Origin of the sequence: Streptococcus mitis (assembly GCF_047464945.1) — a bacterium.
Taxonomy (GTDB): domain Bacteria; phylum Bacillota; class Bacilli; order Lactobacillales; family Streptococcaceae; genus Streptococcus; species Streptococcus mitis_EA.
On the sequence record NZ_JASHAX010000002.1, the window covers coordinates 249242 to 269862 of the forward strand.

General features: G+C 41.3%; 19 protein-coding genes and 1 pseudogene. 19 read left to right on the forward strand and 1 reads right to left on the reverse strand.

Features of this window, described 5'->3' with window-relative positions; all coding sequences use genetic code 11:
• Positions 1–12: 12 nt before the first annotated feature.
• The 6 genes and pseudogenes from ftsE to QM424_RS03910 all read left to right on the forward strand — a co-directional run.
• On the forward strand, positions 13–705 hold the full coding sequence (ftsE, locus tag QM424_RS03885) for a cell division ATP-binding protein FtsE (protein ID WP_000022265.1): 693 nt from the start codon (positions 13–15) through the stop codon (positions 703–705).
• Positions 698–1624: a permease-like cell division protein FtsX gene (ftsX, locus tag QM424_RS03890; protein ID WP_000625550.1), complete on the forward strand. Its 927-nt coding sequence runs from the start codon at positions 698–700 to the stop codon at positions 1622–1624. The genes ftsE and ftsX overlap by 8 nt, the downstream gene beginning before the upstream one ends.
• 183 nt (positions 1625–1807) lie before the next feature.
• Positions 1808–3988, forward strand: a complete 2181-nt coding sequence (locus QM424_RS03895; protein ID WP_414393116.1) for a PTS transporter subunit IIBC — start codon at positions 1808–1810, stop codon at positions 3986–3988.
• Between the two features lie 51 nt (positions 3989–4039).
• Positions 4040–4855 carry an endonuclease/exonuclease/phosphatase family protein gene (locus tag QM424_RS03900; RefSeq protein WP_414393118.1) on the forward strand — a complete coding sequence of 272 codons (816 nt, stop codon included), beginning with the start codon at positions 4040–4042 and terminating at the stop codon, positions 4853–4855.
• A gap of 246 nt (positions 4856–5101) precedes the next feature.
• Positions 5102–6445, forward strand: coding sequence for a DEAD/DEAH box helicase (locus QM424_RS03905; protein ID WP_414393120.1), 1344 nt, complete (start codon positions 5102–5104; stop codon positions 6443–6445).
• 146 nt (positions 6446–6591) lie between these two features.
• Positions 6592–6678: pseudogene (locus QM424_RS03910) on the forward strand (IS200/IS605 family transposase); the annotation flags it as partial.
• Between the two features lie 600 nt (positions 6679–7278).
• Here QM424_RS03910 and QM424_RS03915 read toward each other — a convergent pair.
• Positions 7279–9429: an LTA synthase family protein gene (locus QM424_RS03915; RefSeq protein ID WP_261029861.1), complete on the reverse strand. Its 2151-nt coding sequence runs from the start codon at positions 9427–9429 to the stop codon at positions 7279–7281.
• A 116-nt stretch (positions 9430–9545) separates the two neighbouring features.
• Here QM424_RS03915 and QM424_RS03920 point away from each other — a divergent pair, with 116 nt between their 5' ends.
• The 13 genes from QM424_RS03920 (at position 9546) to QM424_RS03980 (ending at position 20567) form a co-directional block, all read left to right on the forward strand.
• A complete protein-coding gene (locus QM424_RS03920) occupies positions 9546–10709 on the forward strand; it encodes a class I SAM-dependent rRNA methyltransferase (RefSeq protein WP_414393123.1) in 1164 nt (387 codons plus the stop codon).
• Complete coding sequence (aroD, locus tag QM424_RS03925; RefSeq protein ID WP_000767765.1) at positions 10706–11383, forward strand: type I 3-dehydroquinate dehydratase; 678 nt, start codon at positions 10706–10708, stop codon at positions 11381–11383. The genes QM424_RS03920 and aroD overlap by 4 nt, the downstream gene beginning before the upstream one ends.
• The gene (locus QM424_RS03930) at positions 11373–12227 is read left to right on the forward strand and encodes a shikimate dehydrogenase (protein ID WP_261029857.1); all 855 of its coding nucleotides are present in this window, start codon (positions 11373–11375) and stop codon (positions 12225–12227) included. Before aroD ends, QM424_RS03930 begins: the two co-directional genes overlap by 11 nt.
• Before the next feature lie 18 nt (positions 12228–12245).
• Complete coding sequence (aroB, locus tag QM424_RS03935) at positions 12246–13313, forward strand: 3-dehydroquinate synthase (protein ID WP_261024356.1); 1068 nt, start codon at positions 12246–12248, stop codon at positions 13311–13313.
• Positions 13314–13322: 9 nt separating this feature from the next.
• Positions 13323–14489 carry a chorismate synthase gene (gene aroC, locus QM424_RS03940; protein ID WP_261053593.1) on the forward strand — a complete coding sequence of 389 codons (1167 nt, stop codon included), beginning with the start codon at positions 13323–13325 and terminating at the stop codon, positions 14487–14489.
• A gap of 9 nt (positions 14490–14498) precedes the next feature.
• Positions 14499–15602, forward strand: a complete 1104-nt coding sequence (locus QM424_RS03945; protein WP_414393126.1) for a prephenate dehydrogenase — start codon at positions 14499–14501, stop codon at positions 15600–15602.
• A gap of 10 nt (positions 15603–15612) precedes the next feature.
• Positions 15613–15762, forward strand: coding sequence for a hypothetical protein (locus QM424_RS03950; RefSeq protein WP_261105569.1), 150 nt, complete (start codon positions 15613–15615; stop codon positions 15760–15762).
• Between the two features lie 144 nt (positions 15763–15906).
• Entirely contained in the window at positions 15907–16194 is a 288-nt protein-coding gene (locus QM424_RS03955; protein WP_261105570.1) for a hypothetical protein, read from the forward strand.
• Between the two features lie 53 nt (positions 16195–16247).
• Positions 16248–16586 (forward strand): YlbF/YmcA family competence regulator, encoded by a 339-nt coding sequence (locus tag QM424_RS03960; RefSeq protein WP_000065980.1) that lies wholly within the window; start codon positions 16248–16250, stop codon positions 16584–16586.
• Between the two features lie 91 nt (positions 16587–16677).
• Positions 16678–17961 (forward strand): 3-phosphoshikimate 1-carboxyvinyltransferase, encoded by a 1284-nt coding sequence (gene aroA, locus QM424_RS03965; protein ID WP_414393129.1) that lies wholly within the window; start codon positions 16678–16680, stop codon positions 17959–17961.
• Entirely contained in the window at positions 17954–18430 is a 477-nt protein-coding gene (locus QM424_RS03970) for a shikimate kinase (protein ID WP_414393131.1), read from the forward strand. Before aroA ends, QM424_RS03970 begins: the two co-directional genes overlap by 8 nt.
• Positions 18427–19275, forward strand: a complete 849-nt coding sequence (gene pheA / locus QM424_RS03975) for a prephenate dehydratase (RefSeq protein ID WP_414393133.1) — start codon at positions 18427–18429, stop codon at positions 19273–19275. Before QM424_RS03970 ends, pheA begins: the two co-directional genes overlap by 4 nt.
• Positions 19272–20567, forward strand: a complete 1296-nt coding sequence (locus QM424_RS03980) for an LCP family protein (protein WP_060805604.1) — start codon at positions 19272–19274, stop codon at positions 20565–20567. The genes pheA and QM424_RS03980 overlap by 4 nt, the downstream gene beginning before the upstream one ends.
• Positions 20568–20621 lie beyond the last annotated feature (54 nt).

Consider the following 20621-nt stretch of genomic DNA (forward strand, 5'->3'; position numbering starts at 1 on the left):
AAAGGAACTCACATGTCAATCATTGAAATGAGAGATGTCGTCAAAAAATACGACAACGGAACGACTGCCCTACGCGGTGTTTCGGTTAGCGTTCAACCGGGAGAATTTGCTTACATTGTAGGACCTTCAGGAGCAGGGAAGTCAACCTTCATTCGTTCTCTATATCGTGAAGTAAAAATCGATAAAGGAAGCCTATCAGTTGCTGGTTTTAATCTGGTTAAGATCAAAAAGAAAGACGTCCCGCTTCTACGTCGTAGTGTTGGGGTTGTCTTTCAGGATTATAAACTCTTGCCAAAGAAAACGGTCTATGAAAATATTGCTTACGCTATGGAAGTAATCGGGGAAAATCGCCGTAATATCAAAAAACGTGTGATGGAAGTTTTAGACTTGGTTGGGTTGAAGCACAAGGTTCGTTCTTTCCCAAATGAGCTCTCAGGTGGAGAGCAACAGCGGATTGCGATTGCACGTGCCATTGTAAATAATCCCAAAGTATTGATAGCCGATGAACCAACAGGAAACCTGGACCCGGATAATTCATGGGAAATTATGAATCTCTTGGAACGGATTAACCTACAAGGGACAACTATTTTGATGGCGACTCATAATAGCCAGATTGTAAATACCTTGCGCCACCGTGTCATTGCCATTGAAAATGGCCGTGTCGTTCGTGACGAATCAAAAGGAGAGTATGGATACGATGATTAGTAGATTTTTTCGCCATTTATTTGAATCACTAAAAAGTTTGAAACGAAATGGTTGGATGACAGTGGCTGCTGTCAGCTCAGTCATGATTACTTTGACCTTGGTTGCCATATTTGCTTCTGTTATTTTCAATACAGCGAAACTAGCTACAGATATTGAAAATAATGTTCGAGTGATGGTTTATATTCGTAAGGATGTAGCTGATAATAGCGAGACTATTGAAAAAGAAGGTCAAACTGTTACAAATAATGACTACCACAAGGTATACAATGCTTTGAAGGGGATGTCTACTGTTAAGAGTGTTACTTTTTCAAGTAAAGAAGAACAATATGAAAAATTAACCGAGACAATGGGTGATAACTGGAAAATTTTTGAAGGAGATGCCAATCCCCTCTATGATGCCTATATCGTTGATACAAATACGCCAAGTGATGTAAAAACTGTGGCTGAAGATGCTAAAAAAATTGAAGGTGTGTCTGAGGTTCAGGATGGTGGTGCCAATACAGAACGCCTATTCCAACTAGCATCATTTATCCGTGTTTGGGGATTAGTTATTGCAGGACTTTTGATTTTCATTGCAGTTTTCTTGATTTCAAATACCATTCGTATCACCATTATTTCCCGCAGTCGTGAAATTCAAATCATGCGCTTGGTTGGTGCTAAGAACAGTTATATCCGTGGACCGTTCTTACTTGAAGGTGCCTTCATTGGTTTGCTTGGAGCAACTGCGCCATCAGTGTTGGTCTTTATTGTTTATCGAATGGTTTACCAATCTGTCAATAAGTCATTGGTCGGACAAAATCTTTCTATGATCGCGCCAGAGGTATTTACTCCTCTGATGATTGCCCTATTATTTGTGATTGGAATTTTCATTGGTTCACTGGGATCAGGAATTTCCATGCGCCGATTCTTGAAGATTTAGGTAAACTAGTTACTTTTATGAGGAGATTAAATGATCTCCTTTTTTGCTACAAAAATTTTAGAAAAAAGTGTAATTTTTTTTGTAAAAGCCTTTACAAAAAAAATTAAAGTGGTATAATTAAATCATAAAAGGTGCAAACGTTTTCGTAAAACGTTTGCCTAAATAAAAATAAAGGAGATTTGAATGATGAAAGATACATTCAAAAATGTCTTGTCTTTCGAATTTTGGCAAAAATTCGGTAAGGCTTTGATGGTGGTTATCGCGGTTATGCCGGCTGCTGGTTTGATGATTTCAATCGGTAAGTCTATCGTGATGATTAACCCAACCTTTGCACCACTCGTTATTACTGGTGGTGTACTAGAGCAAATCGGTTGGGGAGTTATCGTTAACCTTCATATCTTGTTCGCCCTCGCTATTGGAGGAAGCTGGGCTAAAGAACGTGCTGGTGGTGCTTTCGCCGCTGGTCTTGCCTTCATCTTGATTAACCGTATCACTGGTACAATCTTTGGTGTATCAGGCGATATGTTGAAAAATCCAGATGCTATGGTAACTACTATCTTTGGTGGTTCAATCAAAGTTGCTGATTACTTTATCAGTGTTCTTGAAGCTCCAGCACTTAACATGGGTGTATTCGTAGGGATTATTTCTGGTTTTATTGGAGCAACTGCTTACAATAAATACTATAACTTCCGTAAGCTTCCTGATGCACTTTCATTCTTTAACGGAAAACGTTTTGTACCGTTTGTAGTTATTCTTCGTTCAATAATTGCTGCAATTGTACTTGCTGCTTTCTGGCCAGTAGTTCAAACAGGTATCAATAGCTTTGGTATCTGGATTGCCAACTCACAAGAAACTGCTCCAATCCTTGCACCATTCTTGTATGGTACATTGGAACGTTTGCTCTTGCCATTTGGTCTTCACCATATGTTGACTATCCCAATGAACTACACAGCTCTTGGTGGTACTTATGATGTCTTAACTGGTGCAGCTAAAGGTAGTCAAGTATTTGGTCAAGACCCACTATGGCTTGCATGGGTAACAGACCTTGTAAACCTCAAAGGTACTGATGCTACTCAATACCAACACTTGTTAGATACAGTACATCCAGCTCGTTTCAAAGTTGGACAAATGATCGGTTCATTCGGTATCTTGATGGGTGTCGTTGTTGCTATCTACCGTAATGTTGATGCTGACAAGAAACATAAATACAAAGGTATGATGATTGCAACAGCTCTTGCAACATTCTTGACAGGGGTTACTGAACCAATCGAATACATGTTCATGTTTGTAGCAACACCTATGTATCTTGTTTACTCACTTGTTCAAGGTGCTGCCTTCGCTATGGCTGACGTTGTAAACCTACGTATGCACTCATTCGGTTCAATCGAGTTCTTGACTCGTACACCTATTGCAATCAGTGCTGGTATCGGTATGGATATCATTAACTTCATTTGGGTAACTGTTCTCTTTGCTGTAATCATGTACTTTATCGCAAACTTCATGATTCAAAAATTCAACTACGCAACTCCAGGGCGTAACGGAAACTACGAAACTGCTGAAGGTTCAGAAGAATCTAGCAGCGAAGTGAAAGTTGCAGCAGGCTCTCAAGCTGTAAACATTATCAACCTTCTTGGTGGACGTGCAAACATCGTTGATGTTGACGCATGTATGACTCGTCTTCGTGTAACTGTTAAAGATGCAGATAAAGTAGGAAATGCAGAGCAATGGAAAGCAGAAGGAGCTATGGGTCTTGTCATGAAAGGACAAGGGGTTCAAGCTATCTACGGACCAAAAGCTGACGTGTTGAAATCTGATATCCAAGATATCCTTGATTCAGGTGAAATCATTCCTGAAACTCTTCCAAGCCAAATGACTGAAGCACAACAAAACACTGTTCACTTCAAAGGTCTTACTGAGGAAGTTTACTCAGTAGCAGACGGTCAAGTTGTTGCTTTGGAACAAGTAAAAGATCCAGTATTTGCTCAAAAAATGATGGGTGATGGATTTGCAGTAGAACCTGCAAATGGAAACATTGTATCTCCAGCTTCAGGTACTGTATCAAGTATCTTCCCAACAAAACATGCTCTTGGTATTGTGACTGAAGCAGGTCTTGAAGTATTGGTTCACATTGGTTTGGACACAGTAAGTCTTGAAGGTAAACCATTTACAGTTCATGTTGCTGAAGGACAAAAAGTTGCAGCAGGAGATCTCCTTGTCACAGCTGACTTGGATGCTATCCGTGCAGCAGGACGTGAAACTTCAACAGTAGTTGTCTTCACAAATGGTGATGCAATTAAATCAGTTAAATTAGAAAAAACAGGTTCTCTTGCAGCTAAAACAGCAGTTGCTAAAGTAGAATTGTAATATACTTGAGGTTGGAAGCTGTATTCCAACCTCTTATTTTGGGAGAAAAGAATGAAATTTTTAACACTCAATACTCATAGTTGGATGGAAAAAGAAGCTGAGGAAAAATTCCAGATTTTGCTTGAGGATATTCTTGAAAAAGACTATGATTTGATTTGTTTCCAAGAAATCAATCAGGAGATCACTTCGCCAGAGGTGGAGGTCAATAACCTTTATCAAGCTTTGCCAGCAGCTGAGCCTATTCACCAAGATCACTATGTTAGACTCTTGGTTGAAAAGTTATCTGAGCAAGGGAAAAATTACTACTGGACTTGGGCCTATAACCATATCGGTTATGATCGCTACCACGAAGGTGTGGCTATCTTGTCTAAAACACCTATTGAAGCAAGAGAAATTCTGGTTTCAGATGTGGATGATCCAACAGACTATCATACTCGCCGTGTTGCCGTGGCTGAAACTGTAGTTGATGGTAAGGAGCTTGCAGTTGCAAGTGTCCACCTTTCTTGGTGGGATAAAGGTTTCCAAGAAGAATGGGCACGATTTGAGGCTGTCTTGAAAGAATTGAACAAGCCACTTTTGCTAGCTGGAGATTTCAACAATCCGGCTGGACAGGAAGGCTACCAAGCTATTTTAGCTAGTCCATTAGGCTTACAAGACGCTTTCGAAGTTGCTCAAGAGAAAAGCGGTAGCTATACCGTTCCACCAGAAATTGATGGCTGGAAAGGGAACACTGAACCCCTTCGAATCGATTATGTCTTTACTACCAAAGAGTTAGCGGTGGAAAATTTACATGTCGTATTTGATGGTAACAAGAGTCCACAAGTGAGTGATCACTATGGCTTGAATGCTCTTTTAAACTGGAAATAAAGATTGAAAAGAGGTTGGAATCATGAAATTCCAGCCTTTTTCTGACTAGAAAAGGTACTGGAAATAGCCTAATACTCTTCGAAAATCAAACTCAAACCGTGTCAGCTTCACCTTGCCGTACTCAAGTACAGCCTGCGGCTAGCTTCCTAGTTTGCTCTTTGATTTTCATTGAGTATAAATAAGTGAGGCTACTGAAATGGAATAAAATATGGTATAATTGGTAAGATAGATAGAATCGAGGATATTATGTCATTTACGAAATTTCAATTTAAAAACTATATTAGAGAAGCCTTGCAGGAGTTGAAATTTACAACTCCAACAGAGGTACAAGATAAGTTGATTCCCATTGTCTTGGCAGGCCGAGATTTGGTTGGAGAATCAAAAACAGGTTCGGGTAAGACTCACACTTTCCTATTGCCGATTTTCCAGCAATTAGATGAAGCTAGCGATAGTGTACAAGCAGTGATTACTGCACCGAGCCGTGAATTGGCTACTCAAATTTACCAAGCAGCCCGTCAGATTGCTACTCATTCAGAAGTAGAAGTTCGTGTGGTTAATTATGTGGGAGGGACAGATAAGGCTCGCCAGATTGAGAAATTGGCAAGCAATCAGCCTCATATTGTTATTGGAACACCAGGTCGTATCTACGACTTGGTTAAGTCTGGTGACCTAGCTATTCACAAGGCCAAGACCTTTGTGGTCGATGAGGCAGACATGACCTTGGATATGGGATTCTTAGAAACTGTTGATAAGATTGCTGGAAGTCTTCCAAAAGATCTGCAATTCATGGTCTTCTCAGCGACTATTCCACAAAAACTGCAACCATTCTTGAAAAAATACTTATCAAATCCTGTTATGGAGAAAATCAAGACCAAAACGGTCATTTCTGATACTATTGATAATTGGTTGATTTCGACCAAGGGCCGAGATAAGAATGCTCAAATTTACCAGTTGACTCAGTTGATGCAACCGTATTTGGCAATGATTTTTGTTAACACTAAAACGCGTGCTGATGAATTGCATTCATATCTGACTGCTCAAGGCTTGAAGGTGGCAAAAATTCATGGGGATATTGCACCTCGTGAGCGCAAGCGTATCATGAATCAGGTGAAAAATCTGGATTTTGAGTACATTGTCGCAACAGATTTGGCAGCGCGTGGGATTGACATTGAAGGTGTCAGCCATGTCATCAATGATGCCATTCCGCAAGACTTATCTTTCTTTGTGCACCGTGTTGGTCGAACTGGACGAAACGGCCTACCAGGTACAGCTATTACCCTTTACCAGCCAAGTGATGACTCGGATATCCGTGAGTTGGAGAAATTGGGAATCAAGTTTACTCCTAAGATGGTCAAAGACGGGGAATTCCAAGATACCTATGACCGTGATCGTCGTGCAAATCGTGAAAAGAAGCAGGATAAGCTTGATATTGAAATGATTGGCTTGGTCAAAAAGAAAAAGAAAAAAGTCAAACCGGGCTATAAGAAGAAGATTCAATGGGCGGTTGATGAAAAGCGCCGCAAAACCAAGCGCGCCGAAAATCGTGCTCGCGGTCGTGCAGAGCGTAAAGCAAAACGCCAAACATTTTAATAGTAATTGTTGGAGTGCTGAGCTCCAACTTTTTTTAATTATGTGACTTTCAGTCCGTCTCGCTCCGTTAGGTGCGAGACAAAAAAACCACCCGCTATGCGGGTGTACGTCGAAGGTTATACCAAAAAAACTCCAAACGCGATACAATAAAGGTGTTCAAGCCAATTGTAAAGCGAAAGGAGAACTGTAAGTATCACATTGTGTTCACACCTAAGTATAGACGAAAAGTCATCTAAAATCAATATCGAAGTAAGAATCACAAAAAATTTTAAAAAATGGCAATATTTGTTAACAAGGATTTCGTAGTTTGTTATAATGTAGTTGTAAATGATTAAGATTGGTAATCAAAAAATAAAGAGGGGAATGTCATGAATAAGAAATATAACATAGTTCTATTTTTGTTGTTTATAGTTTATTTATTTGGATATTTTTCAATTTCAAAAACGTTAATTCCTATAATGTGTGTGATCCAAGTATTTTTGATAGAACATATATTTAGAGTTCGAAATAGGATTATGCAGATAGGTGAAATTATAATTATTGTTGCTTCTATAATATTATTTATTGATAGTATATTGAGTTTGTAACAAAAGGCTTCTCTATAAAATCAAATTTTCCAGATACCTGCTTAAGGTGATTTATCTTCTCTCTATGCCTTCTCATCTTTATTCTACTATCTACACCACTAAACTTGACAGTCATATATTGCAGGTACAACATCTCTAACTACAATCTCACAGTAAATCTGAGGCTAGTTTTCTAGTTTGTTCTTTGATTTTCGTTGAATTTTATTTGATAAAAAGAAATGCTCCTCCAAGACGGAAGAGCATCTTTTATTGTGATTTTGATTCGGTTTCTGCCGACTCTGGGTGGAGTTCTTGGTAACTTGGTGCCTTGAAAAGGTCAGTACTGGTCTTACCTTTTCGTTGGCTAAAGAGACTGGTTGATTGACTACCTTTTTCCTGCTCAATCTTTTGAAGAATTGGTAAAGAATTGAGATAAGAAATACTTTCTGTATCAACTTTTCCAAGATGATCTGCTTGGTAGAAACGGATCAAATCGCCAGTTTGAATCTGGTCGCTGATTTTTAGCTGTTGACTAGCTGCTTGACGAACAATTTCTAGTTCAGTCTGAGCTTGTTCATCAAGATTGCTGATTTCAAGACCGCTCTCAGTATAGTAGGTTCGTCCGTCATAGCTAGTATATTTTGGCGTGACGAAGGAATTGGCAGTTCGAAAGGCAACTATTTCTTGATGGTCTGGAGACAGAAGGTCTTGTCCAACTTGAAGGAAGGAACTGGATTCGATACCAAGGAGGTGTTCTAGAGTCGGTAAGATATCGATTTGTCCACCGTAGGTATTGATGATTTGTCCCTTTTCATAGCCAGGCATGACCACCATAAAAGGCACTCGTTGCAACATGGCATTGTCGTAATTCGACCAGTTCTCAGAAGTCTTGCCAATCAATGGCGCCAGGTCAGGATTGCGGGAATTGGAAATACCATAATGGTCTCCGTAGATGACGATGATGGATTTTTCATAGAGGCCACTTTCTTTGAGATAGTCAAAGAAGGCCTTAATAGCACTATCCAGATAGTTGGCCGTTTGGAAGTAGCCGTTGATTGTTTCATCTTTGGTTTTAGCCAGTGGGAAACCAAGCTCATCGCCTGTCAGATTGCTAGCATAGGGATAGTGATTGGACACCGTGATATACTTGGCATAAAAAGGCTGCTGCAAGTGCTCCAGATACTGGATAGAATCTTTCATCATGATTTTATCATTTAAACCATATTGGAAAGAATTGCTACTGTCTTGCTTAGTAAAATAGGATGCGTCAAAGAAGTATTGGTAGCCCCATTGTTTGTAGGTCGTATTCCGGTTCCAGAAGGTCCCAATATTACCATGAAAGACTGAACTTGATTGGTAGCCATTTTTTGATAGGATAAAAGGCGCAGCCTGCTGGGTATTGGTACCTCCATAGTTGACCATGAAGGAACCTTGGTCAAGTCCAAACAAACCGGTCTCTAGCATGGTTTCCGCATCTGAGGTTTTACCAGCCTTGACTTGGTTAAAGATATTCGAAAAGGCTAGGGTTGATTGCGAATGGTAGAGGGAATTAAGGAAGGGAGTGACTTCATGCTCAGTTCCATCTATGTTGAGTTTATAGTCAAGTAGGAACTGTTGGAAACTCTCCAAGTGGAGATAAATCACATTTTTTCCTTTGGCCAAGCCAAAATAGTCTGGATTGGGCTTAGCAGAATGTTCTTGAATATAATCTGTAATAGGTTGAAGGTCGGTCTCAGAGGCCTTAGCACGTTCTTTGTTGGCACTGTAGGATTGGTTGGCACTATAGCCTAAAAATGCTGGCAAACTGAGGGCACGGACAACATAATAATTCGAAAATCCTCGCGATAGGAGATCGGGACGCTCAATTTCAGCCAAGAAAAGATTAGCAGAAAAGAACAGGGCTGAGAGTGCAGTGATAGCAACACTGGAGCGGAATTTGAAAGTTCTCCTATCCAGCTGGATGAATTTTTTATAGAAAAGGAAAGCCAGCAATGGGAAATCCATAAAATAGATGAAATCCCAAGGACGCAGTAACTCTAGTTCTGCAGTGCCGACAGACACCTTGCTGACCACCTTCATGGTATTAGCTGTGATAAAGTCACTAAATTCTCGATAGTAAAAGATATTAGAATAGAGCCAAATGAATAAAAGGCTATAAATAGCTATACTCAGGCCATAAAAGATCTTGGTTGAGCGAGCATAGAGGGCTAGAGCTAGCAGGAGTAGCCCCAAAGGAAGGGGATTGAAAAAGGCTATAAAGGCAAGGTAATTCCCCTGCAACTTACCTACTTGAATATCTAAATTAAAGTCAACGGTATAGGCTAATAAGGTTTTGAGCCAATAGAGGATTAAAAGGGTTAGGACAAAACCCAGTCTGGTACCGATGGCTTTTTGGATTTTGTTAAAATTAATTCTCACACATTTACTTCCTAATTTTTTATTAGTATTAGTATACCATTTTTTAAAAGAAGAGTAAAAAAGCAAGGGTAGTTTCTTTTTTGAGAATTGTCTAAAAGTTTGATATAATGGTAGTTATGAATAGAATAAGAGTTAGCAAAAGGGTTGAAAAGAAGCTCGCTAAGGGGCTGGTTTTACTAGAAGCCAGTGATCTTGAGAATGTCAATCTTAAGGATCAGGAAGTAGAAGTGCAGAGTCAGGAAGGAACCTTTCTTGGTACTGCCTACCTTTCTCAGCAAAACAAGGGCTTGGGCTGGTTTGTTAGTAAAGACAAGGTGGCTTTCAATCAAGCTTTCTTTGAAACGCTGTTTAGACAAGCTAAAGAAAAGAGAAGCGCCTACTATCAAGATGATTTGACAACTGCCTTTCGTCTCTTCAACCAAGAGGGAGATGGCTTTGGCGGTCTGACAGTGGACCTTTATGGCGACTATGCTGTCTTTTCTTGGTATAACTCTTATGTTTATCAGATTCGTCAGACCATCTCAGAAGCCTTTAGACAGGTTTTTCCTGAGGTCTTAGGGGCCTATGAGAAAATCCGCTTTAAAGGTCTAGACTATGAATCTGCTCATGTTTATGGTCAAGAAGCACCTGACTTTTTCACTGTTCTGGAAAATGGGGTTCTGTATCAAGTATTTATGAATGATGGCTTGATGACAGGAATTTTCCTAGACCAGCATGAAGTCCGCGGTAGTTTAGTGGATGGATTGGCTATGGGTAAATCCTTGCTCAATATGTTTTCCTACACAGCAGCCTTTTCAGTAGCTGCGGCCATGGGAGGAGCAAGCCAGACTACTTCGGTTGACCTAGCCAAACGTTCACGAGAATTGTCTCAAGCGCATTTTCAGGCAAATGGAATCAGTACAGACGACCACCGTTTTGTGGTCATGGATGTCTTTGAATATTTCAAGTATGCCAAACGCAAAGGCTTGACCTACGATGTGATTGTCCTAGATCCGCCTAGCTTTGCTCGGAACAAAAAACAAACCTTCTCTGTGGCCAAGGATTATCACAAGTTGATTTCCAAGAGTCTTGAGATTTTAAATCCGGGCGGTATTATTATTGCCAGTACCAATGCTGCAAATGTATCCAGTCAGAAATTTACAGAACAAATTGATAAATGCTTTGCAGGAAGAAGTTACCAGATTTTAAATAAATACGGTCTTCCAGCAGATTTCGCCTATAATAAAAAAGATGAAAGTAGTAATTACCTCAAGGTGATTAGTATGAAGGTTAGTAAATGAAATTAATCGTTTCAGTAATGCCAAGAAGTTTAGAGGAGGCTCAGGCTCTGGATGCCACAAGGTACCTGGATGCCGACATCATTGAATGGCGTGCCGACTATCTGCCTAAAGAAGCGATTTTGCAGGTAGCTCCAGCTATTTTTGAAAAATTTGCAGGTCGTGAGTTGGTTTTCACATTGCGAACTCGCTCTGAAGGGGGAGAAATCGACCTTTCTCCAGAAGAGTATATCCATCTGATCAAGGAAGTGGCGCAACTCTATCAACCAGACTATATTGATTTTGAGTACTATAGCTATAAGGATGTTTTTGAGGAAATGCTGGACTTCCCAAATCTCGTTTTGAGTTACCACAATTTCCAAGAAACACCTGAAAATATGATGGAAATCTTGTCAGAGTTGACGAGCCTAAATCCAAAACTTGTCAAGGTTGCGGTTATGGCTCACACGGAGCAGGATGTGCTAGACTTGATGAACTATACACGAGGCTTTAAAACCCTCAATCCTGAGCAGGAATATGTAACTATTTCTATGGGCAAGGTGGGCAAGGTCTCTCGTATCACTGCAGATGTGACTGGTTCTAGCTGGTCCTTTGCTAGTCTAGATGAGGCCAGTGCCCCAGGTCAGATTTCCTTAGCTAACATGAAAAAAATTCGGGAGATTTTGGATGAAGCTTGATGGCTATACACGTTTAGCTGCCGTTGTTGCCAATCCTATTAAGCATTCTATTTCCCCCTTCATTCACAATAGGGCCTTTGAGGCGACAGATACCAATGGTGTTTATGTGGCTTGGGAGATTGAAGCGAGTGACTTGGCAGAAACAGTGGATAATATTCGTCGCTACCAGATGTTTGGCATCAACCTTTCTATGCCTTATAAGGAGCAGGTGATTCCTTATTTGGATGAGCTGAGTGATGAAGCACGCTTGATCGGTGCGGTCAATACGGTTGTCAATGAGAATGGCAATTTAATTGGATATAATACAGATGGCAAGGGATTTTTTAAGAGCTTGCCTTCTTTTACAATTTCAGGTAAGAAGATGACCCTGCTGGGTGCAGGTGGTGCTGCCAAGTCTATCTTGGCACAGGCTATTTTGGATGGTGTCAGTCAGATTTCGGTCTTTGTTCGTTCAGTTTCTATGGAAAAAACAAGACCTTACCTAGACAAGTTACAGGAGCAAACAGGCTTTAAAGTGGACTTGTATGCTTTAGAAGATGTTCCTGAACTGCAAGTAAGGGTTGCTGAGTCGGATTTACTGGTCAATGCGACAAGTGTAGGGATGGATGGTCAATCATCTCCAGTTCCTGAAAACATTGTCCTATCAGAAACTCTTTTAGTAGCAGATATCATTTACCAACCCTTTGAAACACCATTTTTGAAATGGGCTAGAAATCAGGGGAATTCAGCCGTCAATGGTCTGGGAATGTTGCTCTATCAAGCTGCAGAAGCTTTTCAACTGTGGACAGGCAAGGAAATGCCGACAGAAGAAATTTGGCAGTCTTTAACAGAAAAATACCAATAAAGAAAAGGAGATTCTCCTATGAAAATCAGAATCGATATTCCTCATCATCCTTATGATATTCAGATTGAAAAAGGTTGTCTGGCTCAGGCTGGTCAGTGGTTGCGAGAACTCTGGCAACCGCAAAAAGTAGTCATTGTAACAGACAATCATGTAGCCTCTCTCTATGCAGAGAAGGTCAAACTCAGCCTAGAAGATGCTGGTTTTCAGGTAGCAGTATTTGACTTTTTAGAAGGTGAAGAAAGAAAGAATTTAACCACTGTTCAGAAGGTCTATGAATTTTTGGTCAAGCAAGGTCTGACCCGCAGTGATGGGATTGTAGCCCTAGGTGGTGGTGTCGTTGGGGATCTGGCAGGCTTTGTAGCCTCTACCTATATGCGGGGCATTCACTTTGTTCAGATTCCGACTAGTTTGACTGCCCAGGTGGATTCTTCAATCGGTGGAAAGACGGGCGTCAATACTCCATTTGCTAAGAATATGGTGGGTACCTTTGCCCAACCAGATGGGGTTCTGATTGACCCACTTGTTCTTGAAACCCTCGGAAAAAGAGAGTTGATTGAAGGAATGGGGGAGGTCATCAAGTATGGCTTGATTGAGGATCCAGAACTTTGGGCTCTCTTGACGGAGCTGGATGGTTCTGTTGAGAGCATTCTGGAATATGCAGAGACCTTGATTGAACATTCTTGTCAGGTCAAGCGCAAGATGGTGGTTGAAGATGAGTTGGATAATGGTATTCGTCTTTACCTCAATTTTGGCCACACTATCGGCCATGCCATCGAAGCGACTGCCGGTTATGGCAAGGTCATGCATGGAGAGGCTGTGGCCATGGGCATGGTGCAGATTTCCAAGGTTGCTGAGGAAAAGGGACTCATGCCAGCTGGCATAACTCAGTCCATTACAGATATGTGTCAGAAATTTGGCTTGCCTGTTGACTATGAAAACTGGGATGTTGACAAGCTTTATCAGGCTTTGACACATGACAAGAAAGCGCGTGGCAATACCTTGAAATTGGTCTTGGTACCAGAGCTTGGTTCAGCGACTATTCACCCAGTTTCTCTGGAAGAGATGAAAGACTACTTGGTAAAATAAGGAGAGTGTATGAGATATTTAACAGCAGGAGAATCACACGGTCCTCGTCTGACGGCTATCATTGAGGGAATTCCAGCTGGACTTCCCTTGACAGCAGAGGACATCAATGAGGATTTGAAACGTCGTCAGGGTGGATATGGCCGCGGTGGTCGTATGAAAATTGAGAGTGACCTGGTTGTCTTTACTTCAGGCGTTCGCCATGGGAAGACGACAGGGGCTCCCATTACCATGGATGTCGTCAATAAGGACCATCAGAAATGGCTGGATATCATGTCTGCGGAGGACATTGAAGACCGCCTTAAAAGCAAACGGAAAATCACCCATCCACGTCCAGGTCATGCCGACTTGGTTGGGGGAATCAAGTACCGTTTTGACGATTTGAGAAATTCTTTGGAGCGTTCATCTGCCCGTGAAACCACCATGCGGGTGGCAGTTGGCGCAGTAGCAAAACGCCTCTTGGCTGAGCTGGATATGGAGATTGCCAACCATGTCGTAGTCTTTGGTGGCAAGGAAATCGATGTTCCTGAGAATCTCACAGTTGCTGAGATTAAGGAACGAGCTGCCCAGTCTGAAGTTTCTATTGTCAACCAAGAAAGGGAACAGGAAATCAAGGATTATATTGACCAAATCAAGCGTGACGGTGATACCATCGGTGGGGTTGTGGAGACAGTCGTCGGAGGTGTTCCAGTTGGTCTTGGTTCCTATGTCCAATGGGACAGAAAATTAGATGCCAGACTTGCCCAAGCAGTTGTCTCTATCAATGCTTTTAAAGGGGTGGAATTTGGTCTTGGTTTTGAAGCTGGTTACCGTAAGGGCAGCCAGGTCATGGATGAAATTCTCTGGTCTAAAGAAGACGGCTATACTCGCCGTACCAACAATCTGGGCGGCTTTGAAGGCGGTATGACCAATGGGCAACCGATTGTTGTTCGTGGCGTCATGAAACCCATTCCTACTCTTTATAAGCCTCTTATGAGTGTGGATATCGAAACCCATGAGCCTTACAAGGCAACTGTGGAAAGAAGTGATCCGACCGCCCTTCCAGCTGCAGGAGTGGTCATGGAAGCCGTTGTGGCAACGGTTCTGGCACAAGAAATCCTCGAAAAATTCTCATCAGACAATCTAGAGGAATTAAAAGAAGCGGTAGCCCAACACCGAGACTATACAAAGAACTATTAAGGAGTTCCTATGGCAAAAACAGTCTATATCGCAGGCCTTGGTCTGATTGGTGCCTCTATGGCACTTGGTATCAAACGCGATCATCCAGATTATGAAGTTTTAGGTTATAATCGCAGTCAAGCTTCGAGAGATATCGCCTTGAAAGAAGGCATGATTGACCGTGCAACAGATGATTTTGCCAGTTTTGCTCCTTTGGCAGATATCATCATTCTCAGCTTGCCAATAAAGCAAACCATTTCCTTTATTAAGGAGTTGGCCAATTTGGACTTGAAAGAAGGTGTCATTATTTCAGATGCTGGTTCGACCAAGTCAGCCATTGTGGATGCAGCGGAGCAGTATTTGACTGGCAAATCTGTTCGCTTTGTCGGGGCCCATCCCATGGCTGGTAGTCACAAGACAGGGGCTGCTTCTGCAGATGTCAATCTTTTTGAAAATGCCTATTATATCTTTACACCTTCGAGCCTGACAAGTCAGGACACACTTGAGGAAATGAGGGACCTGCTTTCAGGTCTTCATGCTCGTTTTATCGAGATTGATGCCAAGGAGCATGATCGTGTCACTTCTCAGATTAGCCATTTTCCTCATATTCTGGCTTCTAGTCTCATGGAACAGACCGCGGTTTATGCTCAAGAACATGAGATGGCAAGGCGCTTTGCGGCAGGTGGTTTTCGAGATATGACTCGAATTGCGGAAAGCGAACCAGGTATGTGGACCTCCATTCTCTTGTCCAATCGTGAGACTATTCTAGACCGCATTGAGGATTTTAAGGAACGGTTGGAAGCGATTGGGCAAGCCATCAGCAAGGGAGATGAAGAGCAAATCTGGAACTTTTTCAACCAAGCGCGTGAGCAACGTCAGGCCATGGAAATCCATAAGCGTGGTGGAGTGGACAGTTCTTACGACCTCTATGTCGATGTTCCCGATGAAGAAGATGTTATCTTGAGGATTTTGGAACTACTACGTGGAACTTCCTTGGTCAATATTCATATTAACGAGGAAAACCGTGAAGATATTCACGGGATTCTACAAATTTCATTTAAAAATGCTCAAGACTTAGAAAGAGCTGAGCATCTCATAACAGAAAATACCGACTATACAGTCGTTATCAAATAAGGAGAAAATCATGTCTAAAATAGAGCTTAGATTCATATTTGGTGTTATCTTTATTTCTTTTATCTTACTTAGAGCTTACGCTGTTAAAAAAGATGTGAAAACTACTTCAGAAGAAAGTGTTGAGACAAAAAATGAACCATCCAACAAGGAAATAAGTTAAGAGAAAATCAATTCAAAGTATGTAGATGATAGGATTATTAATGATTTTATTAACAGCTATAATCAAAATTCTAATAGCCCATTAGAAAATATCAAAAAAGGAAATATAAAAATAAAATATTTCGCATCAAGCTACGGATATTACTTGGAGCTTTTACATGCAAATGATACTGATAAAATCAGTGTAACAATAAATCAGACAAATGAAAATAGTGAATCTGGTGTTGCAGGAATGAAAGAAGTATTTCATGATATTGTTAAATCGATTGAATCATCCTTATCTGATGATGAGATAAATAACTATTTTGATAATCTTATGTCAAATGAAATAAAAACAGGTTCTAATTTAGGAACTTTGAAGATAGAGTATATACCAGATAAGGAATTAAGCAATGGACATTCAAGAGGTCATATAAAAGTGATTGCACAATAATAAAGACCACAGAGTGATTAGTAATTTTAAAAGAAATAAATAAGGAGAAAATCATGTCAAATATTTATGATAGTGCAAACGAACTCAGTCGCGGTCTACGCGAATTACCAGAATACAAGGCTGTCAAAGCAGCTAAAGATGCGATTTCAGCAGATGCTGAGGCAAGCAAAATCTTTACAGAGTACGTTGCCTTCCAAGAGGAAATTCAAAGACTAGCGCAGACAGGTCAAATGCCAGATGCGTCCTTCCAAGCTAAGATGGAAGGCTTTGGCAAGCAGATTCAGGGGAACAGCCTCTTGTCAGAATTCTTTACCAAGCAACAACAATTGGCAATTTACCTTTCTGACATTGAAAAAATTGTTTTCGAACCAGTTTCAGAATTGCTAAAATAAGAAAATAACTATCCTAAAGTCAGGAATTTTTAAGGAATTTCTGGCTTTTTATGATAAAATAAGTAAAAGTATTGCAAGTATGAGGTCCAGTATGAAACTAAAAACAAACATTAGCCACTTATATGGCAGTATCCGCGTTCCAGGTGACAAGTCTATCAGTCACCGTTCCATTATCTTTGGAAGTTTGGCTGAGGGTGAGACCAAGGTTTATGATATTTTAAGGGGCGAGGACGTGCTCTCAACTATTAAAGTTTTTCGTGACCTTGGTGTTGAGATTGAGGATAAAGATGGGGTTATTACCATTCAAGGTGTCGGTATGGACGGCCTAAAAGCTCCGCAAAATGCCCTTGATATGGGAAATTCTGGCACCTCTATTCGCCTGATTTCAGGTGTCCTTGCTGGGGCCGACTTCGAAGTAGAAATGTTTGGAGATGATAGTCTTTCCAAACGTCCTATGGACCGTGTGACGATTCCGCTGAAAAAAATGGGCGTTAGCATTTCAGGGCAAACTGAGCGAGACCTTCCTCCCCTTCATTTAAAAGGGACGAAAAACCTAAAACCTATTCATTATGAGTTGCCAATTGCCTCTGCTCAGGTTAAGTCAGCCTTGATGTTTGCGGCCTTGCAGGCTCAGGGGGAGTCTGTTATTATCGAAAAAGAGTGCACCCGTAATCATACTGAAGATATGCTGCAACAATTTGGTGGTCATTTAAGTGTAGACGGCAAGAAAATCACAGTCCAAGGGCCTCAAAAACTGTCTGGACAAAAGGTGGTCGTACCAGGAGATATTTCCAGTGCAGCCTTTTGGTTGGTCGCAGGTTTGATTGTTCCGAATTCTCGTGTAGTGCTGAAGAATGTTGGTATTAACGAAACGCGTACCGGTATTATCGATGTCATTCGTGCCATGGGTGGAAAATTGGAAATGACTGAAATTGACCCAGTCGCTAAATCTGCTACCTTAACTGTTGAGTCTTCTGACTTAAAAGGAACAGAGATTGGTGGCGCTTTGATTCCACGTTTGATTGATGAATTGCCTATTATTGCCCTGCTTGCGACTCAAGCCCAAGGTGTCACAGTTATCAAGGATGCTGAGGAACTCAAGGTTAAGGAAACAGACCGTATTCAGGTTGTGGCAGACGCCTTAAATAGCATGGGAGCAGATATTACTCCTACGGCAGATGGGATGATTATCAAAGGGAAATCAGCTCTTCACGGTGCTAGAGTCAATACTTTTGGTGACCACCGTATCGGCATGATGACAGCCATTGCAGCCCTCTTGGTTGCAGATGGAGAAGTGGAACTTGACCGTGCTGAAGCCATCAATACCAGTTATCCTAACTTCTTTGATGATTTGGAGAGCTTGATTCATGGCTAAGGTATTACTAGGATTTATGGGGGCTGGTAAATCGACTATTGCAAGAGGCTTGGACCCTAATTACCTTGATATGGATGCTCTGATTGAGAAACGCCTAGGTATGTCCATTGCGAATTTTTTCGCTGAAAAGGGAGAGTCAGCCTTTCGTCAGGTAGAATCAGAAGTCCTAGCTGAGTTACTACAAAGAGACCAAGTTGTGTCAACTGGTGGAGGAGTGGTCATTTCTCAGCGAAATCGTGACTTACTAAAGACTAATACAGATAACATCTACCTGAAATCAGATTTTGAAACCCTCTACCAACGTATCGCAGCTGATAAGGACAATCAGCGTCCGCTTTTTCTAAATAATAGCAAGGAAGGATTAGCAGCTATTTTCCAAGAACGACAGGCTTGGTATGAGGAAGTAGCCAGTCGGGTTTTGGATGTGACCAAGCTAAGCCCAGAGGAAATTATAGAGGAACTGAGATGAAAATTGCTTATCTAGGTCCCAAGGGATCATTTTCACACCACGTTGTGCAGACAGCTTTTCCTCATGAGGAATTGCAGGCCTTTGCCAATATTACAGATGTCATTAAGGCCTATGAGCAAGGCTTAGTGGACTATTCTGTGGTGCCAGTTGAAAATTCTATCGAGGGTAGTGTTCATGAAACCTTGGACTACCTTTTTCATCAGGCTCGCATTCAAGCAGTAGCAGAAATTGTTCAACCCATTCACCAGCAGTTGATGGTGGTTCCGGGTCACACTATGATTGAAAGGATTTTTTCTCATCCACAGGCCTTGGCGCAAGGAAAGAAATTCATCGATGAAGAGTATCCAGATGCTCAAATAGAGGTGACAGCCAGTACAGCCTATGCGGCTCGCTTTATTTCCGAACATCCTGACCAGCCTTTTGCGGCCATTGCACCTAGAAGTTCTGCAGAAGAATATGGCTTGGAACTGATTGCCGAGGATATTCAGGAAATGGAAGCCAATTTCACACGTTTTTGGGTGCTAGGAGCCGAAATTCCTACTATTCCCTTGCAAGCACAAACTGAAAAAATGAGTTTGGCCTTGACCTTACCTGACAACCTTCCAGGTGCACTTTATAAGGCCCTGTCGACCTTTGCTTGGCGAGGAATTGACTTAACAAAAATTGAAAGTCGTCCACTCAAGACAGCGCTAGGCGAATACTTTTTCATTATCGATGTGGACTATACTGATAAGGACTTGGTTCACTTTGCCCAAAAAGAATTAGAAGCTATTGGAATCCAGTATAAAATTCTGGGTGCCTATCCTATTTATCCAATATCAGACCATGGAAAGGAGAGAAGATGAGTAAAGAAAATCCCTTAAGCCATCATGAGCAGTTGCGTTATGACTATCTACTTAAGAATATTCACTACCTCAATGAGCGAGAGAAAAAGGAATTTGCTTATTTGCAAGACAAATTAAATAGGGCAAGTAGTGACGTTCCCTCAGAAAGTCAGGAATTGACAGAGGATTATAGAAAGACAAGTGCTAACACTTCGATTCCTTCTTATAATAGCCGTAGTCGTTCTGAGAGATACCAGAAAATCAATTCTCTTCCAAAGAAAAAAACTAAAAAGCGGAAGCTACGTTGGGGGCGCATTTTCGCAGGTTTACTGGCTATCTTAGCTTGTCTAGCCTTAGGTATGATTTTTATGTTTTTAAAAGGTTACACCAATGCTAATCCAGATAAAAATGTCAATGCCAGGGCAGCTCAAGTAGAAGTTTTTAATGGTCAAGATACCAGAGATGGAGTTAATATTTTGATCATGGGTACAGATGGGCGAATCGGTCAAAATAGTGCTGAGACGCGGACGGACTCTATTATGGTATTAAATGTTGGCGGTTCGGATAAGAAAATTAAGCTGGTCAGCTTCATGCGTGACAATTTGGTTTATATAGACGGTTACAGTCAAGTGATTAACGGTAGAAAACAGACGGATAACAAGTTAAACGTAGCCTATGAGTTAGGAGAACAAGAGGGGCAAAAAGGGGCAGAAATGGTTCGTCAAGTTTTGAAAGATAATTTTGATTTGGACATTAAGTACTATGCCTTGGTCGATTTTCAGGCCTTTGCTACAGCGATTGACACACTTTTCCCTGATGGGGTGACGATTGATGCTCAATTTTCAACATTGAATGGGCGCCAACTAACAGAAGCTACAGTTGGAGATGATTTACACGCTACTGAGACTGAGTCTCCAACCCAAACCATCAAAGTCGGAAAACAGCAGATGAATGGTTCGACCTTGCTCAATTATGCTCGTTTCCGTGATGATGATGAGGCGGATTACGGCCGTACCAAAAGACAGCAACAAGTACTGACAGCAGTTCTTCAGCAAATCAAAGATCCAACCAAGCTCTTTACGGGCTCAGAGGCACTTGGCAAGGTATTCGCAATGACCTCAACGAATGTTCCTTATACCTTCCTGTTAACAAATGGCTTGTCTTTCCTAGACGGAGCTCAAAATGGTATTGAAAAATTGACGATTCCAGAACTGGGTGACTGGGTAGATGCCTATGATGTTTATGGAGGCTTGGGCTTACTTGTCGATCAAAACAAATATCAGAATAAATTATCTCAGATGGGCTTGAGATAAGATAAGACAGAAAAATCAAAGTTTGATAGCTATTTATCTAGCAGTCAGGCTTTG

Excerpts from the sequence above, each read along its gene's own strand:
- ftsE (WP_000022265.1), top strand. The coding sequence starts at position 13 with ATGTCAATCATTGAAATGAGAGATGTCGTCAAAAAATACGACAACGGA.
- ftsX (WP_000625550.1), top strand. The coding sequence starts at position 698 with ATGATTAGTAGATTTTTTCGCCATTTATTTGAATCACTAAAAAGTTTG.
- QM424_RS03895 (WP_414393116.1), top strand. The coding sequence starts at position 1,808 with ATGATGAAAGATACATTCAAAAATGTCTTGTCTTTCGAATTTTGGCAA.
- QM424_RS03900 (WP_414393118.1), top strand. The coding sequence starts at position 4,040 with ATGAAATTTTTAACACTCAATACTCATAGTTGGATGGAAAAAGAAGCT.
- QM424_RS03905 (WP_414393120.1), top strand. The coding sequence starts at position 5,102 with ATGTCATTTACGAAATTTCAATTTAAAAACTATATTAGAGAAGCCTTG.
- QM424_RS03920 (WP_414393123.1), top strand. The coding sequence starts at position 9,546 with ATGAATAGAATAAGAGTTAGCAAAAGGGTTGAAAAGAAGCTCGCTAAG.
- aroD (WP_000767765.1), top strand. The coding sequence starts at position 10,706 with ATGAAATTAATCGTTTCAGTAATGCCAAGAAGTTTAGAGGAGGCTCAG.
- QM424_RS03930 (WP_261029857.1), top strand. The coding sequence starts at position 11,373 with ATGAAGCTTGATGGCTATACACGTTTAGCTGCCGTTGTTGCCAATCCT.
- aroB (WP_261024356.1), top strand. The coding sequence starts at position 12,246 with ATGAAAATCAGAATCGATATTCCTCATCATCCTTATGATATTCAGATT.
- aroC (WP_261053593.1), top strand. The coding sequence starts at position 13,323 with ATGAGATATTTAACAGCAGGAGAATCACACGGTCCTCGTCTGACGGCT.
- QM424_RS03945 (WP_414393126.1), top strand. The coding sequence starts at position 14,499 with ATGGCAAAAACAGTCTATATCGCAGGCCTTGGTCTGATTGGTGCCTCT.
- QM424_RS03950 (WP_261105569.1), top strand. The coding sequence starts at position 15,613 with ATGTCTAAAATAGAGCTTAGATTCATATTTGGTGTTATCTTTATTTCT.
- QM424_RS03960 (WP_000065980.1), top strand. The coding sequence starts at position 16,248 with ATGTCAAATATTTATGATAGTGCAAACGAACTCAGTCGCGGTCTACGC.
- aroA (WP_414393129.1), top strand. The coding sequence starts at position 16,678 with ATGAAACTAAAAACAAACATTAGCCACTTATATGGCAGTATCCGCGTT.
- QM424_RS03970 (WP_414393131.1), top strand. The coding sequence starts at position 17,954 with ATGGCTAAGGTATTACTAGGATTTATGGGGGCTGGTAAATCGACTATT.
- pheA (WP_414393133.1), top strand. The coding sequence starts at position 18,427 with ATGAAAATTGCTTATCTAGGTCCCAAGGGATCATTTTCACACCACGTT.
- QM424_RS03980 (WP_060805604.1), top strand. The coding sequence starts at position 19,272 with ATGAGTAAAGAAAATCCCTTAAGCCATCATGAGCAGTTGCGTTATGAC.